At 45.9% G+C, this 19,100-nt stretch carries 20 protein-coding genes; 8 read left to right on the forward strand and 12 right to left on the reverse strand.

Going from position 1 to position 19,100, the window contains the following annotated elements:
- Window positions 1-546 (forward strand): DNA-processing protein DprA (gene dprA, locus Q8K48_06875; GenBank protein MDP1852120.1); only part of this gene is annotated, 546 nt, incomplete at its 5' end.
- A gap of 12 nt (window positions 547-558) precedes the next feature.
- Window positions 559-1,479, forward strand: a complete 921-nt coding sequence (era, locus tag Q8K48_06880) for a GTPase Era (GenBank protein MDP1852121.1) — start codon at window positions 559-561, stop codon at window positions 1,477-1,479.
- Here the strand turns inward: era and Q8K48_06885 are convergent.
- Together Q8K48_06885 and glgA are read right to left on the reverse strand one after the other, a co-directional pair.
- Window positions 1,456-2,337, reverse strand: coding sequence for a DMT family transporter (locus tag Q8K48_06885; protein MDP1852122.1), 882 nt, complete (start codon window positions 2,335-2,337; stop codon window positions 1,456-1,458). The two genes, era and Q8K48_06885, sit on opposite strands and share 24 nt — an antisense overlap.
- The gene (gene glgA / locus Q8K48_06890; GenBank protein MDP1852123.1) at window positions 2,338-3,498 is read right to left on the reverse strand and encodes a glycogen synthase; all 1,161 of its coding nucleotides are present in this window, start codon (window positions 3,496-3,498) and stop codon (window positions 2,338-2,340) included. It lies immediately after the preceding gene.
- Between the two features lie 46 nt (window positions 3,499-3,544).
- Here glgA and glgC point away from each other — a divergent pair, with 46 nt between their 5' ends.
- Entirely contained in the window at window positions 3,545-4,768 is a 1,224-nt protein-coding gene (glgC, locus tag Q8K48_06895; protein ID MDP1852124.1) for a glucose-1-phosphate adenylyltransferase, read from the forward strand.
- On the opposite strand, the gene xylB is transcribed toward glgC, so the two are convergent.
- Entirely contained in the window at window positions 4,769-6,178 is a 1,410-nt protein-coding gene (gene xylB, locus Q8K48_06900; protein MDP1852125.1) for a xylulokinase, read from the reverse strand.
- A 99-nt stretch (window positions 6,179-6,277) separates the two neighbouring features.
- Here xylB and Q8K48_06905 point away from each other — a divergent pair, with 99 nt between their 5' ends.
- From Q8K48_06905 to Q8K48_06915, 3 genes are read left to right on the forward strand one after another with little or no spacing between them, the layout of a single operon-like run.
- Complete coding sequence (locus Q8K48_06905) at window positions 6,278-7,303, forward strand: 6-phosphofructokinase (protein MDP1852126.1); 1,026 nt, start codon at window positions 6,278-6,280, stop codon at window positions 7,301-7,303.
- Between the two features lie 42 nt (window positions 7,304-7,345).
- Window positions 7,346-8,692, forward strand: a complete 1,347-nt coding sequence (locus Q8K48_06910; protein ID MDP1852127.1) for a 3-deoxy-7-phosphoheptulonate synthase class II — start codon at window positions 7,346-7,348, stop codon at window positions 8,690-8,692.
- 10 nt (window positions 8,693-8,702) lie between these two features.
- Window positions 8,703-9,176, forward strand: a complete 474-nt coding sequence (locus tag Q8K48_06915) for a methylated-DNA--[protein]-cysteine S-methyltransferase (protein MDP1852128.1) — start codon at window positions 8,703-8,705, stop codon at window positions 9,174-9,176.
- On the opposite strand, the gene Q8K48_06920 is transcribed toward Q8K48_06915, so the two are convergent.
- Genes Q8K48_06920 through pnuC form a run of 6 tightly spaced genes read right to left on the reverse strand, consistent with a single transcriptional unit; the run spans window position 9,150 to window position 14,927 of the window.
- Window positions 9,150-10,187, reverse strand: a complete 1,038-nt coding sequence (locus Q8K48_06920; GenBank protein ID MDP1852129.1) for a GntG family PLP-dependent aldolase — start codon at window positions 10,185-10,187, stop codon at window positions 9,150-9,152. The two genes, Q8K48_06915 and Q8K48_06920, sit on opposite strands and share 27 nt — an antisense overlap.
- A 9-nt stretch (window positions 10,188-10,196) precedes the next feature.
- Complete coding sequence (locus Q8K48_06925) at window positions 10,197-11,063, reverse strand: DMT family transporter (protein ID MDP1852130.1); 867 nt, start codon at window positions 11,061-11,063, stop codon at window positions 10,197-10,199.
- Window positions 11,060-11,923 (reverse strand): deoxyribonuclease IV, encoded by an 864-nt coding sequence (locus Q8K48_06930; protein MDP1852131.1) that lies wholly within the window; start codon window positions 11,921-11,923, stop codon window positions 11,060-11,062. Before Q8K48_06930 ends, Q8K48_06925 begins: the two co-directional genes overlap by 4 nt.
- 4 nt (window positions 11,924-11,927) lie before the next feature.
- Entirely contained in the window at window positions 11,928-13,823 is a 1,896-nt protein-coding gene (gene pknB, locus Q8K48_06935; GenBank protein MDP1852132.1) for a Stk1 family PASTA domain-containing Ser/Thr kinase, read from the reverse strand.
- A gap of 56 nt (window positions 13,824-13,879) precedes the next feature.
- Window positions 13,880-14,371, reverse strand: coding sequence for an AAA family ATPase (locus Q8K48_06940; protein MDP1852133.1), 492 nt, complete (start codon window positions 14,369-14,371; stop codon window positions 13,880-13,882).
- Window positions 14,352-14,927 (reverse strand): nicotinamide riboside transporter PnuC, encoded by a 576-nt coding sequence (gene pnuC / locus Q8K48_06945; protein ID MDP1852134.1) that lies wholly within the window; start codon window positions 14,925-14,927, stop codon window positions 14,352-14,354. Before pnuC ends, Q8K48_06940 begins: the two co-directional genes overlap by 20 nt.
- 110 nt (window positions 14,928-15,037) lie before the next feature.
- On the opposite strand from pnuC, the gene Q8K48_06950 reads away from it, so the two are divergent.
- A complete protein-coding gene (locus Q8K48_06950) occupies window positions 15,038-15,358 on the forward strand; it encodes a lycopene cyclase domain-containing protein (GenBank protein MDP1852135.1) in 321 nt (106 codons plus the stop codon).
- Window positions 15,359-15,360: 2 nt separating this feature from the next.
- Window positions 15,361-15,663 carry a lycopene cyclase domain-containing protein gene (locus tag Q8K48_06955; GenBank protein MDP1852136.1) on the forward strand — a complete coding sequence of 101 codons (303 nt, stop codon included), beginning with the start codon at window positions 15,361-15,363 and terminating at the stop codon, window positions 15,661-15,663.
- On the opposite strand, the gene Q8K48_06960 is transcribed toward Q8K48_06955, so the two are convergent.
- The 3 genes from Q8K48_06960 to Q8K48_06970 are packed head-to-tail and all read right to left on the reverse strand — an operon-like array spanning window position 15,623 to window position 19,087.
- Window positions 15,623-16,525: a phytoene/squalene synthase family protein gene (locus Q8K48_06960; protein MDP1852137.1), complete on the reverse strand. Its 903-nt coding sequence runs from the start codon at window positions 16,523-16,525 to the stop codon at window positions 15,623-15,625. The genes Q8K48_06955 and Q8K48_06960 overlap by 41 nt on opposite strands.
- The gene (gene crtI, locus Q8K48_06965) at window positions 16,526-18,010 is read right to left on the reverse strand and encodes a phytoene desaturase family protein (GenBank protein MDP1852138.1); all 1,485 of its coding nucleotides are present in this window, start codon (window positions 18,008-18,010) and stop codon (window positions 16,526-16,528) included. It abuts the gene before it with no gap.
- Window positions 18,011-19,087 carry a polyprenyl synthetase family protein gene (locus Q8K48_06970; protein MDP1852139.1) on the reverse strand — a complete coding sequence of 359 codons (1,077 nt, stop codon included), beginning with the start codon at window positions 19,085-19,087 and terminating at the stop codon, window positions 18,011-18,013.
- Between the last annotated feature and the right edge of the window lie 13 nt (window positions 19,088-19,100).

Here is a 19,100-nt window from a genome sequence, read left to right on the forward strand (position 1 = left end):
ATGCAATCGTTGGCAATTGTTGGTACTCGTAATCCAACAAATTATGGCGCACGCATAGCTGGAGATTTTGCTGCAGGTTTTGTTGATCGCGAATGGGCGATTGTCAGTGGTGGGGCATATGGCATTGATACTTTCGCACATAAAGGAGCGCTTATTGCAGAGGGCGTCACTGTCGCAGTCATTGCATCTGGAATCGACATTAACTATCCGGCAGGTAACTCGCGTTTATTTGCAGAAATCTGCGAATCCGGAGCAATTGTTAGCGAAGTAATGCCTGGGCATCCTGCGTTGCCCGCACGGTTTTTAACTCGCAATCGATTAATTGCAGCGCTATCTCAGGCAACACTAGTTGTGGAGGCAGCCTTTAGAAGTGGATCACTTCGCACTGCACGAGATGCAGCAGAGTTACTGAGACCAGTAATGGCTATTCCTGGACCGATTAATTCTCCAACTAGCGAGGGATGTCATCGATTAATAGGTGAGCGAGCAGCTGAGATCGTTACCTCGGTTGCAGATGCAGTGGAGTTTGTTGGTGCCAATAGATGAGAGAATAGGCGGATGAGTGAACATCGTTCGGGCTTTGTTGCCATTGTTGGCCGCCCAAACGTCGGAAAATCCACGCTTATTAACGCTTTAGTTGGTAGCAAGATTGCAATTACCTCACATCATCCCAACACGACTCGAACCGCGATTCGAGGCATCGTCCATGGCCCAGATTTTCAGGCGGTACTGGTGGATACTCCCGGAGTCCATAAGCCCAAAACGCTTTTAGGGCATCGTCTCAATGCAGTTGTTGATCAAAGTATGGACTCAGTTGATATTGTCATTATGTGTATTCCAGCCGATGAGTCATCTGGTGCCGGTGATTTATTTATCTCTGCCGAGATTGCAAAACATCCACGAGCCAAGAAGTTTGCCGTCATTACTAAAACTGATTTAATTTCTAAAGAAAAATTAGCGATTCGCCTTGCCGGGATCATGGCCCTTGCACAGGGTTTTGTGTGGGATGAAATCATTCCCGTTTCCGCTGCGATTCACAATCAAATTGATTTATTAAACTCACTTATAGGAAACAATCTTCCAGTGGGTCCAGCATATTACCCAGCGGGTACAACGAGTGATCAAGCTATCGAACAGTTAATCTGTGAATTTATCCGTGAAGCCGCTTTGCAGGATGTGCGCGAAGAACTACCCCATTCAATAATGGTGACGATTGATGAGTTTGGCGAGCGAGAAGAGAAAGGTTCGCGTCCCTTCTATGACGTTCATTCAACGATCCATGTTGAGCGAGATACACAGCGCGCCATTTTGTTAGGTCATCAAGGCGTTCGGTTAAAGGAGATAGGCATTCGCGCGCGGGCAGATATCGAACGCGCACTGGAAGCCAAGATTTTCTTAGGATTACATATTAAGGTTTCAAAAGAGTGGCAGCGCGATCCAAAGCTTCTCGAGCGTTTAGGCTTCGGCGATAACCACTAGTTTGGATTTGCGACTAGCCAAGTAAGAGCCGAGCAAGACCAGTGGTAGACCAACAATAATTCCGAGAGTTATTGGCTCATTCAAAATAATGATTCCTAAGATAACGGCTACTGCGGTATTTACATAGGTCGTAAGTGAGCCGCGAGCCGGACCAATTTCGGCAATTATTATGAAGAAAAGCATGAATGCAATTGCGGTGGAAAAGACGCCAAGGGCAATGAGCGATGCAATGGCATTTACTGAGACTGGATTACTTGGCCACACAGCAATAGCAATTGGCATGTAGAAGAGAGCGGTAATTGCCATGGCCAAGCCATTTATAGCAACACCATCAACACCAGGTAGATTGGATGTAACCATTAATACGGCATAGGCATAGAGAATTGATGCCAGTATGACCATTGCGATGGCTTGTGGATTACTGTTTCCAGTAATTGATTCGATTCCGACGAGTGCAATTATTCCGATAAATCCAACGACTAAACCAAAGATGCGTTTGGGTTGCCACACCGAATGATCACCACGCATCGATGTGAAAATCGTTGCAAAAATCGGGACAGTTGCTACGAGAAGTCCGGCCAATCCCGATGAGATCTCTTTTTCGGCACTGGTGATCAGAATCCAGGGTCCAACCATTTCAAGAAATGCATAGGGCAAAACATATTTAATTCCGCGCAGTGCATCTATGAAGGTTTTTTTATGAATTGCAATCGGAATTAAAATCGTTGCGCCAATGAGAGTTCGACCCGCGACAATTAAAGCTGGCGGAATATCGGCAACTGCGACCTTCATTAATAGATAGGGGATTCCCCATAAAACACCGACTATGCCAAATTGGATCCAGGATTTACGTGACATTTAAGCAATCACACGGCGGTAAAGGGCGACCGTCGCGGCCGCGACTTCATCCCAGCCAAACTCATTCACGGTGCGCATGCGTCCAGCCGTCCCATACTTTTCAAGAAGCTCTGGTTGCGACATCAAACGAGTAATTGATTCGCTGAGAGATTTTTCGAATGGCATTGCATCGCCATTATAATCAACGAGTTCACCGGTCACTTTGTGTGCTACAACTTCAGGAATTCCACCGACACGAGATGCAAGGACAGCGGTTTCACATGCCATCGCCTCTAAGTTCACAATTCCAAGTGGCTCGTAAACCGAGGGACAGATAAAAAGTTCGGCGCCGGTTAACATTGCCGTTAATTCTGCATGGGGCAACATGTCTTTGATCCACCAGATATTTGTACGCGTTTTTTGTAGCTCGGCAATTAGCTCAGCGACTTCATTTCCTATTCCAGCTTCATCAGGGCTTCCCGCTGCCAAAACCAATCCATACTCATCTGGAACATTCTTCCAAGCGCGCAAAAGATGTGCCAAGCCCTTTTGACGAGTGATTCGACCTACGAAAATTGCATATCTGCCGCTCACGCCAAATTTCGCGGCCACTGAACTATCGTGATTAGGCGCAAATCTTGTTGTATCAATGCCATTTCGAATCGTGACAACTTTGTTCGGATCAATTGTTGGATAAGCGGCCAGAACATCTGCGCGCATGCCATCGCTGACAGCAATAATTGCCGCCGCCGCTTCAAATGCAGTTTTTTCCGCCCACGAAGAGATTGCATAACCTCCACCTAGTTGTTCGGATTTCCAGGGTCGTAAAGGTTCCAGCGAATGAGCACTGACAATATGAGGAATTGCGTACTGCAAAGCGCCAATATGCCCAGCCATATTTGCATACCACGTATGTGAGTGCACAACATCAACTCCATCTAAGTGGGATGCAATCTCTAGATCGGTGACAAGTGCTTGAACGGCAGGGTTTGCATCGATAAATTCTGATGGGGTTGAGTAACCAAAGGCATCCTCGCGTGGACCACCAAAACAGTGAACGTCGACAGTAGTTCCATCAACTGCGCGAATCGCTTGAGTTAGCTCTACAACATGCACGCCGGCACCACCATAAATAGCAGGGGGCCACTCTTTAGTAACTATTGCAATTTTCAATCTGTTCATCACATTCCCCCTACCCTGGCTAAGAGGCACAGGCTATCGTTAGCGCATGGCAAACCTGAAACTACCGCTAGGCATAGTCCTTGCTGGTGGTGAAGGTAAGCGTTTAATGCCACTTACCGCTGACCGAGCTAAACCTGCAGTTCCATTTGGTGGCTCTTATAGGTTAATTGACTTTGTTTTATCAAACTTAGTAAATGCTAATATGTTAAAGATTGCAGTACTAACACAGTACAAATCTCACTCACTTGATAGGCACATCACCACAACGTGGCGCATGTCGGCCTTACTTAGCAATTACGTCACTCCAGTACCAGCTCAGCAACGATTGGGTCCGCGCTGGTATACAGGAAGCGCCGATGCGATTTTACAAAACTTCAATTTAATTCACGATGAAGATCCAAAACATGTTTTAGTTTTCGGTGCAGATCACGTGTATCGAATGGATCCGGGTCAGATGTTTGAACAACATGTTGAATCTGATGCCGGAGTAACCGTTGCAGCGATCCGAATGCCACGATCAGAGGCTCATGAGTTTGGTGTTATTGAACTAGCCGACGATGGAATAACCATTAAGGCTTTCCATGAAAAGCCATCAGATCCGCCAGCCATGCCAGGACACCCAGATTTGTGCCTTGTATCAATGGGCAATTACATTTTTAAACGCGATGTCATGGAAGAAACACTTTTAATTGATGCGCAAGATATTGAGTCGCGTCATGACTTAGGTGCAAATATAATTCCATTTCTCACAAAAAACGGCGTCGCTAAAGTCTATGATTTTGCGCATAACGTAGTGCCAGGAGAAACCGAGAGAGATAAAGGTTATTGGCGCGATGTTGGTTCAATTGATACTTATTACGATGCACATATGGATCTCGTGTCAGTTCATCCAATCTTTAATCTCTATAATCGCGATTGGCCACTTCTAACAAATCCGCCGTCTTTACCACCTGCAAAATTTAGTGAAGGCGGCGCTGCGCATGATTCAATCGTTGGCGCTGGATCGATTATTTCTGGCGGAATACTGCACAATTCAGTTGTTTCCTATGATGTAGCCGTAGGGCGAGGCTCACTTATTGAAGGCTCCGTTTTGATGCCCTCAGTGCACATCGGTGATAGGGCAATAGTTCGAAAAGCAATCCTTGATAAAAATGTATATGTAGAACCAGGTGCACAAATCGGCGTTGATTTAGAACGCGATCGCCAACGTTTTACTATTAGTCCAGGTGGAATAATAGTTGTAGGTAAAGGTATTCGAGTAACTGCGTAGTTAGTGCTCCCAGTGTTCAGTGTTGTCTCTAAGTTTTCGGTATCGATCCATGACCTCTGGAGTGGGTGTCGATGCGAAATGTGCAACTTCACCGAGATTCCATTCAGGTAGCTCTCCTAAGAGCGCCCATGCAGCCTGCTTAGCTGCACCATTTGCCACATATTCACCGGCTGGCGGAACTATCACTTCTCGTCCAATCAATGCACTTGCGATAACGGGGATGGCAGGATTTTTTGCCGCACCACCAATAATTAGAATTCGATTAACACTAACTCCTAAGGCGATGAGTGCATCGACGGCATCGGTTAAACCGCACAACATACCTTCAATCATCGCTCGTGCAATATCTGCCTGGTTTGAATTCTTAGAGTTCATTCCAGCAAATACACCTTTTGCATTGGGGCGGTTAGGAGTGCGCTCACCTTCAAAATAAGGCAAGAGCGTTAAGCCATTGGCACCTGGATTTGATGTCATTGCTAATGTACTTACATCGTTATGGGATATTCCTAAAATTCTCGTTGCAGCATCTAAAATCCGAGCCGCATTAAGCGTGCAGACGAGCGGTAAAAAGCGTCCAGTTGCATCGGCAAATCCGGCTACTGCTCCACTTGGATCATGTGTTGCTGTATTTGATACTGCAAAAGCAGTTCCACTTGTACCAAGTGAAATAACTACATCACCAATGTGGGCTTGAACTCCAAGGGCAGCGCCAGCATTGTCACCAAGACCTGCGGCAATGGGAACTCCTGATGAAGTTGTTCCACCGAAATCACTAGGCGGAATTATTCGTGGGAGTATTATTTCTGAGTCATGGCGAAGTGCTAAACGCACAATATCTTCGCGGTAGTGAGACGTAGTTGGATCGAAATAACCAGTGCCAGAAGCATCGCTTCGATCTGTAAAGAGAGAAGTTAGATCTTTTCCGCCGTGCATTTGCCACGAGAGCCAATCATGGGGGAGAGCAATTGCGGCGGTCTTGGCGGCATTTTCTGGTTCATGATCTGCCATCCACCGTAGTTTGGTAGCGGTGAAAGAGGCGACTAAGAGCGAACCCACTTTTCTAGCGATCTCTGAATCTCCACCCTCTTCTCGATTTAAATCGAGGGCAGCTTGGGCCGAACGCGTGTCATTCCATAAAATAGCTGGTCGAATAACCTCGCCATGTATATCTAGCGCAACCATTCCATGTTGTTGAGCCGCGATGGAGATTGCAGAAGCGTCGGCAATTCCGCCCGCCTCATGGATTGCTGCAACGAGAGCGGTTTTCCAGAGGGCAGGATCTACTTGCGTTCCATCTGGATGTGGGGCACGACCCTCTCGTAGTAACTCTCCAGTGTTGGCATCGCGAATTACCACCTTTACCGACTGAGTAGAAGAGTCCACGCCGGCGATGATTTGTCTTTTAGCCATGGCGCAAGGCTAGACTGTCCTAGTCAGCGTTGACCACAGGTAGGGCGATAATGATTGACGCAGCCCTTCGTTAATGTCTCTTTGGTAGTGGAGTTAAATATGCGTATTGGTGTGCTTACAGGTGGTGGAGATTGCCCTGGACTAAATGCAGTTATCCGTGCCGTTGTCCGTAAAGGTGTTAAAGAGTATGGGCATGAGTTTGTCGGCTTTCGCGATGGTTGGAAAGGCCCACTAGAGGGCTTAACAATGCCGCTCACTATTGAAACAACTCGTGGAATTTTGCCACGCGGCGGAACGATTTTAGGTTCATCTCGCACAAACCCCTTTAAAATTGAGGGTGGCGTTGAAAAAATTAAAGAGAACTTAGCTAAAGCTGGAATCGATGCCCTCATTGCAATTGGCGGAGAAGACACATTAGGTGTTGCAACAAAGTTAGATTCATTAGGCGTAAAGGTTGTTGGCGTACCAAAGACAATCGATAATGACTTAGATAATACTGACTACACATTTGGTTTTGATACCGCGGTTAATATCGCTGTAGAAGCGATTGATCGTCTGCACACAACCGCCGAGTCCCATCATCGTGCATTAATCGTTGAAGTAATGGGTCGTCATGCGGGTTGGATCGCACTGCACGCGGGTCTAGCAGGAGGAGCCGCCTGCATTTTAATTCCAGAGCAAAAATTTTCCGTTGAAAAAGTCTGCGAATGGGTTGAATCTCGCTTTAAATCACATTACGCACCAATTATCGTTATTGCAGAGGGCGCAATTCCTCAAGATGGGGATTTGGCCGTTAAAGATCAATCGTTAGATTCATTCGGTCACGTAAAACTAGCCGGAATTGGCGATTGGCTAGCACAGCAGATTGAGCATAAGACGGGCAAAGAGGCGCGTACGTCGGTACTTGGACACATTCAACGTGGTGGAACACCAACTGCCTTTGATCGTGTTCTTGCGACGCGTTTTGGCTTACATGCAATAACTGCCGCCCATGAAGGCGACTGGGGAAAGATGGTCGCCCTGCATGGCACCGACATTGTCCGAGTCCCGCTCGAATCTGCCACTGAAAAATTAAAGCTCGTTCCACTAGAGCGCTACAGGGAGGCCGAGATTTTCTTTGGTTAATCGCATCTCGCGCCTACCTTTGAACTCTCTACTCTTATCCCCATGAACTCTTCTCTAGACTCCCTCTTTACACCTGGCCTGGTGGCGGCACAGCAACCGAACTGGCCAGGTGGTCCAGAGGGAGCGGCAATAAAATCAGCGGTCGCCGAACTGAAATCTTTTCCGCCATTAGTGTTTGCAGGAGAGTGCGATGATTTGAAGGCTCGGATTGCAATGGCTGCAGATGGAAAAGCCTTCTGGCTACAGGGTGGAGATTGTGCCGAAACATTTGCAGCGGCCACTGCCGACTCAATTCGAAATAGGATTAAAACGATTCTTCAAATGGCAGCGGTTTTGCAATACCACTCCAGCCTTCCAGTAGTGAAGGTTGGACGCATGGCCGGGCAGTTTGCTAAACCTCGCTCTAACGATTTGGAAACCCGTGGCGAGATTACCTTGCCGGCATATCGCGGCGACGCAGTAAATGATTTAGAGTTCAACGAGGCTTCGCGCACACCAGATCCACATCGCTTAGTGCGCGTCTATAACACATCTGCTGCAACTCTAAATTTAGTGCGTGCCTTTACTCAAGGCGGATTTGCCGATCTTCGTCAAGTTCATGAGTGGAATAAAGGCTTTATACGTGGTTCTTCAGTTGGTGTTCGTTACGAGCAAATGGCCAATGAAATCGGGCGCGCCTTATCTTTTATGAAATCAGCCGGAGTTGATCCTGAGTCATTTAAATCGGTCGACTTCTTCTCCAGTCACGAGGGGCTTATTTTGGAGTACGAGAAAGCACTCACACGCATCGATTCTCGTACGGGGGAGCCTTACGATGTCTCGGCGCACTTTATCTGGATAGGTGAGCGCACGCGTCAATTAGATGGTGCCCATATTGATTTTGCTTCTAAGATTCGTAACCCAATTGGAGTCAAACTTGGACCTAAGTCAACGGTTGAGGCGGCACTTGCATTAATTGATAAATTAGATCCTGAGCGCGAACCCGGTCGACTTACATTTATTACACGCATGGGTGCTGGGAAAATACGCGAGGTGCTACCTGGTTTAGTTGATGGAGTTACTAAATCCGGAGCTAAAGTTTTGTGGGTCTGCGATCCGATGCATGGAAATACCTACGAGTCACCGTCGGGCTATAAAACACGTAGTTTTGACGATGTTTTGGATGAAGTTAAAGGCTTTTTCGAAGTTCACAAAGCGCTCGGTACACACCCGGGCGGAATTCACATTGAGCTCACAGGGGATGACGTGACTGAGTGTGTTGGTGGAGGTGAAAAAATTTCACATGAGGATTTAGCGACTAAGTATGAAAGCGCTTGTGATCCACGTCTAAATCACGCGCAATCTCTTGAGTTAGCTTTCTTGGTTGCCGAAATGTTGCGCGAGCGCTAATTTAGGTCACGTGCCACTTCTTGCTACCTCAATAAAGACTCCAATCGGCACCCTCAATCTATTGGCCGATGATCAAATCCTCATTGGTACAAACCTCACCACAATCTCGGCTTTTAATGCCGGTGGTGAAGTAAAAATTGTTAAGTCAATTCCAGTTATCTGCGAACTTATCAACGATTACTTCGATGGAGATTTTTCTGCAATTAACGCGATAAAAGTCCGCCAGAGTGGTGCTGCTTTTTCACAGGGTGCATGGAAGGCAATGCGTAAAGTTGGGGCTGGCAAAACTATTTCTTATGCCGAACTTGCAGAAAAGGCAGGCTCACCGGCGGCAGTGCGTGCAGCGGGAAGTGCATGTGCAAACAATGCAATCATGCTAGTTGTACCATGTCATCGAATCGTAAAAACCGGTGGGGCTTTAGGAAATTACGCTGGTGGAGTGGATAAGAAAGAGTGGCTACTTCGTCACGAGGGCTATTTTTAATATTTCAATCGCCTCTTCGCACTGTGCATCATCAAAATCCAAATGTGTAACTAAGCGTGCATAATGTGGGCCTAGCGAACTTATCCAAAGTCCGGCTTCGCGGGTACGCTTAGCTAAATCAGCGGCTGAGAATGACATTGAAGTTAGGTCTAAGCCAACAATATTGGTCTCAACGAGTGATGGATCTATTAGTGTCGAATCGATAGCTGCGATTGCAACGGCTAGTTTTTTAGCACGTCGATGATCATCGGCTAATCTTTCAAGATTATTATCTAGGGCATAGTGTCCTGCCGCCGCTAAAATACCAACTTGTCGCATCCCGGCGCCATATCGTTTGCGCCACACTCGAGCTTTACTTATACGCTCCTTAGTTGAAATCATTACTGAACCTACAGGTGCGCCCAGCCCTTTAGATAAGCAGACGCTTATGGTGTCGAAGTACTTTCCATACTCGAGGAAAGAAACCCCACTTGCAATATGAGCGTTCCAAATGCGAGCTCCATCCAAATGCAGTCTTAGTCCCAACTCATCAGCCTTTACCCGTAGGTCGGCGATTTCTTTGATTGACTGAACAGTTCCGCCACCGAAGTTATGTGTATTTTCAACGGCGATGGCAGTTGTTGAGACGAGATATGGTCCAGAGTCGGGACGTGCGATGTCTATGACATCAGATGCCTTCAATCGCCCATTGACTGCTTGCCATGTTCTAGTTGTAATTCCACTAAAAACTGCGGCTGCACCAAGTTCGGCACGCACAATATGTGAGTTGGATTCTGCAAGTAACTCTTCACCTGGCGCTACTAGCATTCGAATTGCTAGCTGATTGGCGAGTGAACCTGATGGAGTAAATACTCCCGCCTCCATGCCAAACATTGCCGCGACGCGCGATTCAAGAGAGTTGACCGTTGGATCATCACCATAAACATCATCACCAACTGGCGCATGCGCAATCGCATCTCGCATCCCTTGTGATGGTTGAGTGACTGTATCTGAACGAAGATCAATTGCCATGTCTTGAGCCTACTTCTCTTGTCTAGTGACTATCAAATACATTGCCGTAATGACCATTAAGCCACCAATTGTGCTTTGCAGAGTTAGGCTTTCGCCACCGAAAAGAATTGCAAACAGAGCTGCGAAGACGACTTCCATGGTTAAAATGACAGCAACCTTTATTGCACTCATGTGCGCTTGTGACCAAGTTTGAATGATAAAAGCGATAGCGGTAGCAAAGACTGCAGTGAAAACTACAACTGCCCACACGCCTAAGTCTGGAGGAAGAGAGTAACCACCAGGAATTGAAGCGATTCCAGATAAAATCGCACACATCGCTAACTGCACGACAGTCATCGCATAGGCATCTCTACCAGAACTCCATTTACTCAGTGCGATAATGTGTATAGCAAAAAAGATGGCGCTGATAAATATTAAGAGTTCGCCAAAGCCAACCGACCACCCACGAATAGATAAAAAAGCAAGTCCTATAGTTGCAATTGCAATGCAACTCCAAGTAAATCGATTGACGCGTTGTCGCAAGAAAATCAAGGCAAATATCGGTGTAAGAACAATATACAGGCCTGTAACAAAGCCTGTTATTGCAGCGCCTGTGCGCTCAAGCCCCAATGTTTGAAATATATAACCACTTCCGAGGAAAATGCCAGCGGCTCCAGCACGAATGACTAGATCTTGATCCAGTAGTTGTAAAACCTTTGGACGAATCATTATCATGACAACTACAGCAACTGCGAACCGAGTGAAGAGAAAGTTATTCACGCTCTGTCGATTGATTGCGTCCTTCATAATTACGAAGGACCAACCCCATGCCATTGCAACGGCCAACAAAGCCCATGGTGCTAACTTAATTTTGAAAAGATATTTAGCGTTGCTCACTTTTTATCACGAAACGCCTTAAGTAGTGCAACTTCGACTGTGTGTTTTTCCTCCATGCCAGGTGTTTCCAGAACTAATGGGACTCCGGAAGTTGCCGGGTGAGCGAGCAGTTCGACAAAAGGATCGATTCCAATGTGTCCATCACCGATATTTTGATGACGATCTTTAAGTGCACCACAGATATCCATTGAGTCATTTGCGTGAATCAATTTAAATCTTTCAATCCCTGCAATTTCAATGAGAAGATCGAGCGTTTTGCTCATTCCTCCCTTTGCCGCAATATCATGGCCAGCTGCAAATACATGACAGGTATCTAAACAAATCCCTACTTTTGGATGGTATTCGAGAGCCTTCAAATAGTTTTCGAGGTCATCTAATTTTTTCACTAGTGATTGACCTTGCCCGGCAGTTGGTTCTAGAAGAAGAAATGGCGCATCATCACTTAGCGCATTAAGAATTGGCATCATCCCTTCATGAATCTGTTTCCAAGCCTTTTCTACATGGCTTATATCGACAGCAGAGCCTGTATGTATAACTACTCCTAGAGCACCGATATCTGCTCCACGTTTAAGCGAATATGAAGTTGACGCTAAGGAATTTACATACGTAGCCTCAGTCGGAGAGCCCAAATTAATCAGAAATGGAGCATGAACATATGTATGTATATCTAACTCGATTGCTTTTTCTTTAAAGGCATCATCTAAGTCTGGTTTTGCTGCTGGCATAGCCCACATACGCGGACTTGATGCGAAAACTTGAATGACTTCAGCACCAGTTGTTTTAGCGTATTCAATCGAGCGCTTAGCCATACCCCCGGTCGTAGGAGTGTGTGCACCGATTCGGGAGAGTTGCTTAGGCATCGGCTTACCCTACGGTAATTGTGACAGTGCTGCCACGTTTCACTTTAGTACCCACTTTAGGGGAGATATTAGTGGTTCTTTTCGTTGCCCTTACTCCTATTTTTTTCACTATAACTTCAAGTTCCAAATCCTTGAGCATTCTTACGGCAGTTGCCTCTTCTAATGAGAAGACATTTGGAACAAAAACAAATTCAGTTCCCTTTGATACGTTGAGAGTAATTGAACTCCCTTTAGGTGCTTGTGAATTTCCTAATGGATTCTGTGAAATTACTGTCCCCGCCAGAATGTTTTCACTAAATGTATAAATGCTATCCACATCGAAACCCAACTCGGTCAACTCATTGAGTGCTTGCTCTCCACTCATGCCAACATAGGATGGAATTAGAAAGGTTTCGACACCTTTACTCACAATTATATTTACCACAGAATTTCGCTTAACCTTGGAGCCTGCTTTTGGTTTCGAGCCGATGACAAAACCTTTTGGGATTGTATTGTTGAAGACCTCAATATTTTTACCCAACCTCAATGGGCTCTTACTAATCGATGCAGCTGCAGCTTTAGGGGTCAAGCCGACAAGTGATGTGATTGTATAGCGCTCTGCTCCTTTGGAAATAACTAACGTAACTTTTTCTCCAGTTTCGATGCGGCCGCCACCTGGTGGTATCGATTTAACAATTGTTCCAGAAGTGTTTTCTTCATCGAAGCGCTCCACAACGGCAATATTCGTTATTCCAAGAGGAGTGAACGCAGAGAGCGCATCATCATAAGTACCTCCAACTACAGAGGGCACAACTATTCGAGAGCCCGGTCCGACGAGTGTGTACCAACCACCCACGCCTAGCGCGATTGCAAGTAAAAGCGCGATTTTCCTATTTCTCAGCACGCGTTTGCTCGTTCGATGTTTCTTTTCATCGCTGCGTCGAATTTGTTTAGTTGTCTCTTTTATTTCAACTTTCGCTTCAGGAATAGTCGCGGGTTTTACTTTTGTGCGTGGGTGCTCGCGAATAGGTTCAACCGGTAAATCAAGATCAAGTCGCATCTGATTCTTCTTAGGATCCAAACCCACGGCAATTACCTCTAAATCCTTGAGAAATATACCGGCGTTTCGAGGTCGCAAATCTGGATCACGGTTAGTTGCGCGAGAAATCAATTCATCCAATGCTTGGGGAATTTCTCTGCGCTTTGATCGTAGCGATGGAACATCTTCATTGACATGCATGTATGCAATTTGAATTGGTGTATCACCTAAAAATGGTTTCTCACCCGTGAGCATCTCAAAGGCGACAATTCCAACGGCATAGACGTCACTTCTCGCATCGGCAATTCCTCGCTGGACTTGTTCGGGGGAAAGGTAAGAGACTGAACCAAGAATGACACTCGACTCTGCCGTCATGGTCGAACCGATGACTTCACCACGTGCTAAACCAAAGTCAGCGATTTTAATGCGGCCTTCATGTGAGATCAAGATATTTTCTGGCTTAATATCTCTATGTACAATTCCAATTGAATGCGCAGCACTCAGCGCGCTCAAAATAGGAGTTAAATAATTAAGTGCATCCTTGATTTCGAAGCGCCCGCGTTCATTAAGGTATTCACGTAGTGTGCTTCCTTCAATCAGCTCCATGACTAAGAAGACCGCTGGAACTCCATTTTGATTCCAACCTTGATCTTGTACGGCGACAATATTGGGGTGCGAAAGCGCCGCTGCCGCTTTCGCTTCACGGATGAAACGCGTGACATAAAGATCGTCTTGAGCAAGATGCGGGTGCATGATTTTTACAGCAACTTTTCGATCTAAGCGAGTATCTATTGCCTCATATATAGATGCCATCCCACCATTGGCCACTTTTCGAATTAACTGATAGCGGCTATCAATGAATTCACCCGATAGATCCGACATATGGGTAATTTTATGGATTCGACCTTAAAGAAGTGCTCGGGGCGCGCCAATAAGAGCTATGAAGTAATGATGTGGTCTGCATGGTTGCGTGTTAAATCACTCTCAAAGAAACGAGCCTGGTCGATTTGCCATTGCCGCATAAGGAGTTCAATGTCACGACCGTCACGGGCAAGTACGCGCTCCAAGCCAACGGAGGGATCAATATCGAGCCAATACACTGTTGCGCCGCTTTCACGAACCACTTTTTGACCCGCTCCAACGCCTTCAATAATTAAGATATCGGTGGGTTCTATTGTTTGAATTGAATCAAATGAGTTTGAACTCCAATTGAAAATTGAAATCGTGAAGGTGCTGTGCGATGTGAATGCTTCGACAATCTCTTTGAGTTTTTGCGTCAATTGCTCGTCGAGTGCATTTTCCCAGCCAGCATATAAATCATCCATGTGAATAACAGAGACTGAATTATCGACTGACAAATCCCGTTCAAATTTGGCAGCTAAAGTTGTTTTCCCCGCCCCCGCCGGACCGTCAATGGCTATAAGTGTCATTCCAACGTTTCCATCCAATGATTGCGATGAGGGTAAAAGCAAAGTATAAAAGCGAGGTAAACCAATATCCCAGGCTGGCATAAAGATAGGTCGCCGCAGCATCTACAACTAACCATACAACCCACGATTCAATTTTTTCGTACACCATCAATATTTGGGCAATTAAACTTCCAACAAATAAAATTGCATCTTGCCATGTTGCTGCTGCACCTAAGCTTGTGAGCAGTGGTGTTAGTAGAACTACGCTAACTAAGGTCAGGACTGCCCATAGCGCGCGATTGCGATTAGATAATGGACCTGGTTTAGCACCTGTAGGTGCCCAATCGCGCCACCCTAAAAATGCGGCAATAATAAAAACAATCTGGGCAGCTGCACTTGCAAATAAATCAGCTTGGTAAAAGAAGATCATATAGAGGGCACTGCTAGCGGCCCACCAAGGCCAAGTGATCCGCTTGCCTGTTGTTCCGAGCCAGACTCCAATGAAGGAGACCAGAGCTGCAACTGTTTCCAAAATAGATACGTCATAGCCCCAGGCAGTGAAGAGAATTGTTGACATTCGTAGTTCCTTTCCACATCCGCATTACCGGATTGGTCAAACGGTCGGTCTGAATTTCAGACCCTCTCAGCCTTAGTGGGCTCCCGTAGTGCGTAGAGTAGCGTTAACCCGTGCATAAATTTGGATATGTCGCCATGATTGTCTTCACAATTGTGGGCTCTTTCTGGCTAGAGCTCTTTTTGAAAGTTGGGGTGCTCAAGCGTATTAAGCGTGCGATGTTGGCAGTTGCTCCGATTTTCTTTCTTTTTATTGCTTGGGATGCCTATGCAATTCGAAGTGGGCATTGGCGATTTGATGGGGAACAGATACTCGGTATTTTTGGCCCCTTCTGCATTCCACTTGAGGAGTACTTGTTTTTCATCGTAGTTCCTATTGCAGCGATAATGACAATCGAAGCAGTCAGACTTGTTAAAAAAGATTGGCCAGTGTAGGGATGAGCTACACACAATTAACGATATTCGCTGTTCTCTGCGCCATTATCTTTGACCTTTATATAACGGAGGTTCGTTTAATTAGACGCAGAGTTTTCTGGACCTCTTATGCAATTATCATCGCTTTCCAGTTACTGACCAATTGGTGGCTAACCTCTCGAAACATTGTCATGTACGACCCACATGTCATAACTGGAATACGTATCGCCTCTGCGCCTGTTGAAGACTTACTTTTTGGTTTCGCTCTTGTGCTTGGAGTTTTATCTAACTGGATACGAATTGGCGCTTTAAAAAAGCGGCGCTAGCAACTCGTAAGCGACGAGCAGTTGACGTCTTTGCGCGTTTATTAAAAATATCATAACCAATTTTCTCAACTTCATCTACGATTCCACAATACAACTGGCTTGCAGCTTTTATGCAAGGACGACTTGTTGCATCTAAAAGGGCGATTCCAGGAGTGGCCTGCGCTTGAAGCTCTCTTACTCGAGCAATTTGGAACTTGAGCGCATCAATAATCTGAGGCGTTAATATTCGAGCTTCTAACATTTCACGAGTTACTCCATGAAATGCAAGTTCTCGAATTGGCAAATAAATTCTTCCACGATCTAGATCCTCATTAACATCGCGAATAAAATTTGCAAGCTGAAATGCAGTACCTAGTTTTTTTGCAGATTCTAAAGCTGCGACGTCGGTAAAGCCAAGGATTGGTGCCATTTCAAGGCCAATTACTGCTGCAGATCCATAGATATACTCCATTAAATCATCAAAAGTTTCATACTCTTGGACCATTAAATCCATTGTCATTGAGTGTAAAAATGCTTCAAAATATTCGTGGGGGATTGCAAATCGGTTAACGGTATCTATCAATGCGCCTGCAACTAAGTCTTCGCTAGTTCCTCGTCGAAGATCTTTTAGTACCGTATTTCCCCAGTTTGAAAGTGCTTGAGCTTTTTCCTCATTGCTCAGTTGGGAGGCTAAATCGTCAACGATTTCATCTGCAAATCTGGCAAAGCCATACAGGGCATGTACAAATGGACGTTTCGCCTTGGGGAGCAGCAGGGTGGCAAGAAAATAAGTTTTGCCGTGTAGGGCATTGAGTCGTTTGCACTCAGCATACGATGCGCGCAATTGTGGATCTGCAATACCTGCCGCCGTTAACTCATCCACTTATGCGACCGGACCAACGATTCGCTCAGCGGCCAGACGTCCGGAGATGAGAACCATGGGAACTCCAACTCCGGGCTGGGTACCAGAGCCAGCAAAAACAACGTTTTCAATTCCCGCGGCCATGTTTCGTGGTCTAAATGGACCAGTTTGAAAAAAAGTGTGTGCACTAGCAAATGGTGCGCCACGCTCCATTCCCTGTGCTTGCCAATCTAGGGGAGTAGTTAACACTTGGGTTTCTATCGCTTCTCCAAAACCCGTGTATCCGCGTTGTTCTAAAACTTCAATCATTTGATTTCGGTAGGGCTCTGCCTGTGTAGTCCAATCAATATCTGCATCTAAATTTGGTGTTGGAAAGAGGACGTAATAAGAGTGTCTACCAACAGGTGCCAAAGTTGGATCATCAAGAGTTGGAATAGTCACAAGCAAACTTGGATCACTCATCAGTTTCTTCTTTTTGATGAGTTCGTCAAATACTCCATCCCATGACTGTCCAAAATGGATATTGTGATGTGCGGCAAACTCGTAGCTTTTAGAGGATCCAACTAACATCGTTACACACGATGGTGAGTAATGCAATCGCTTAACAGATAGTGGAGTCTTACCCAATAGATCGCGCCATGCAACCGGTAGATCTGGATTTAAAATAACGGCATCACATTCAATGCGTTGACCGTCTTGGGTCTGAACTGCTTTTGCTCGGCCATTCGATACTTCAATTTTTGAAACAGTAGTGCTGTATTTGAAAACTACACCGTGTTTTTCGGCGGCAGCGGCGAGTGCGCGAGGTACAGCATGCATCCCACCCTTGGGAAAAAACACTCCATTCACTGAGTCCATATATGCAATTACCGCGTAAATTGCCAGTGCTTGTTGTGGACTCACACCAGCGTACATTGCTTGAAAAGAGTAGACCTTTTGAAGGCGAGAATCCTTCATGAATTGATTAACCTTCGGAGCTAATCTCCTGAAACCACCAAGTGCGATTAAACGTGCAAGATTTGGCGTCAATAAATTTAACGGCGAATCTATATTTCGATCAATGAAGTCATTGATTTCATACTTGTAAAGTTTGGTAACAAAATCTACATATTTACGATAACCGTCGGCTTCGGAAGCGCTGATTTTAGTTGCAATTTCATCCTCCATGTGCTGAGTATCTGCATGGACATCAATCTGAGAGCCATCGGCGTAAAAGGCGCGATACAGCGGAGATACTGGCATTAGCTCTAACCAATCCTTCATATCCTCGCCCACGCAACTAAATGCATCTTGAATAAGTGATGGCATTGTTAGAACACTCGGGCCTGTGTCAAAGGAGTAACCATCCTTGAGCAACAATCCGTTTCGCCCACCTGGCACGCTCTCGCGCTCGATGACGGTAACTTTACGTCCGGCACCAGCTAAGCGAAGCGCTGCACTTAAACCTGCAAGGCCAGCGCCAACAATTACCACATGATCTGTTGGGCCTTTGACTCGTGCGACCATCTAAGCGCTTCGTTTAGTAGCGATTTTTGCGAGCTCTAGTAATAGAGGATGTGCTCTTTCATCTATGAACTCACTTTCAGCCGAGCGAAGTGCTTGATCAGTAAGTCGCTCAATCATTGATTCAAGTTTTTCTTTAGCGCCAGTTGAAATGATGATCTCTTGCAAAATGGCAATTCCATCGGCATCTAAATTAGGAGATCCAAAATACTTTTTACTCTCTTCGCGCATCGCATCCGTCGATGCTAGATCTGTTAATGCAATGAGCACTGTCCGTTTGCCTTCTCGTAAATCATCACCTGCCGGCTTTCCAGTCAGGTTTGAATCTCCAAAAACGCCTAATAGGTCGTCGCGATATTGAAATGCCTCACCCAGAGGTAAGCCATAGTTAGATAAATCTCTTAAAAGTTCGGGGGATTGACGCTCTGAGAGAACTGCCCCAATATGAAGTGGTCGCTCAATGGTGTATTTACCAGATTTATACTGTGCAACTTTTATGGATCGATTCAAATCAGTAGATTTTTGAGTCTGCTCAAAAATATCTAAGAATTGACCTGCCATTAATTCAACGCGCATCTCATCGTGAATGGGCAGAGTCTGACTATAAGCTCGAGGTGAAAGGCCGGATTCATTTAACATTTGGTTGGACCAGACCAACGCTAAATCCCCTAAGAGGACGGCAGCGGCAAGACCGTATGCTGGAGCGAAGCCTTCGAGCTCCTCTTGAACATGCATCGATTCAAAGTGACGGTGAATTGATGGCTTACCTCGACGTGTATCTGAGCCATCCATGAGGTCATCGTGAATGAGTGCACAAGCCTGCAGCAGTTCAAGGCTTGCAATTGCTTTCACCACGGCGGGCGTTATGTCCGCTCCCGCACTCACAAAACCGCTATAGGCAAAGAGTGGTCGCAGACGCTTGCCGCTATCGAGTAAGAATGAAGAGAGTGCCAGTGAAACCGGTGCAAGATCCGACGAGATGGCCTCCAAAGAGCGGGCTCGTTGTGAGAGAAAACTTGTTAACTCAATCTCTACGGCATCACGAATCTCTTGAAGTGCTGCCTTGGCTTGAGAACTCACTCCTTAACGGTAC

The sequence above is a fragment of the Candidatus Planktophila sp. genome (assembly GCA_030681675.1).
Classification (GTDB): domain Bacteria; phylum Actinomycetota; class Actinomycetes; order Nanopelagicales; family Nanopelagicaceae; genus Planktophila.

Bases quoted from the DNA above. Each gene is read 5' to 3' on its own strand.
- pnuC (MDP1852134.1), bottom strand. From the start codon at position 14,927: ATGTCAACAATTCTCTTCACTGCCTGGGGCTATGACGTATCTATTTTG.
- Q8K48_06905 (MDP1852126.1), top strand. From the start codon at position 6,278: ATGCGTATTGGTGTGCTTACAGGTGGTGGAGATTGCCCTGGACTAAAT.
- Q8K48_06910 (MDP1852127.1), top strand. From the start codon at position 7,346: ATGAACTCTTCTCTAGACTCCCTCTTTACACCTGGCCTGGTGGCGGCA.
- era (MDP1852121.1), top strand. From the start codon at position 559: ATGAGTGAACATCGTTCGGGCTTTGTTGCCATTGTTGGCCGCCCAAAC.
- Q8K48_06955 (MDP1852136.1), top strand. From the start codon at position 15,361: ATGAGCTACACACAATTAACGATATTCGCTGTTCTCTGCGCCATTATC.
- glgC (MDP1852124.1), top strand. From the start codon at position 3,545: ATGGCAAACCTGAAACTACCGCTAGGCATAGTCCTTGCTGGTGGTGAA.
- Q8K48_06940 (MDP1852133.1), bottom strand. From the start codon at position 14,371: ATGACACTTATAGCCATTGACGGTCCGGCGGGGGCGGGGAAAACAACT.
- crtI (MDP1852138.1), bottom strand. From the start codon at position 18,010: ATGGTCGCACGAGTCAAAGGCCCAACAGATCATGTGGTAATTGTTGGC.
- pknB (MDP1852132.1), bottom strand. From the start codon at position 13,823: ATGTCGGATCTATCGGGTGAATTCATTGATAGCCGCTATCAGTTAATT.
- glgA (MDP1852123.1), bottom strand. From the start codon at position 3,498: ATGAACAGATTGAAAATTGCAATAGTTACTAAAGAGTGGCCCCCTGCT.
- xylB (MDP1852125.1), bottom strand. From the start codon at position 6,178: ATGGCTAAAAGACAAATCATCGCCGGCGTGGACTCTTCTACTCAGTCG.
- Q8K48_06920 (MDP1852129.1), bottom strand. From the start codon at position 10,187: ATGGCAATTGATCTTCGTTCAGATACAGTCACTCAACCATCACAAGGG.
- Q8K48_06930 (MDP1852131.1), bottom strand. From the start codon at position 11,923: ATGCCTAAGCAACTCTCCCGAATCGGTGCACACACTCCTACGACCGGG.
- Q8K48_06885 (MDP1852122.1), bottom strand. From the start codon at position 2,337: ATGTCACGTAAATCCTGGATCCAATTTGGCATAGTCGGTGTTTTATGG.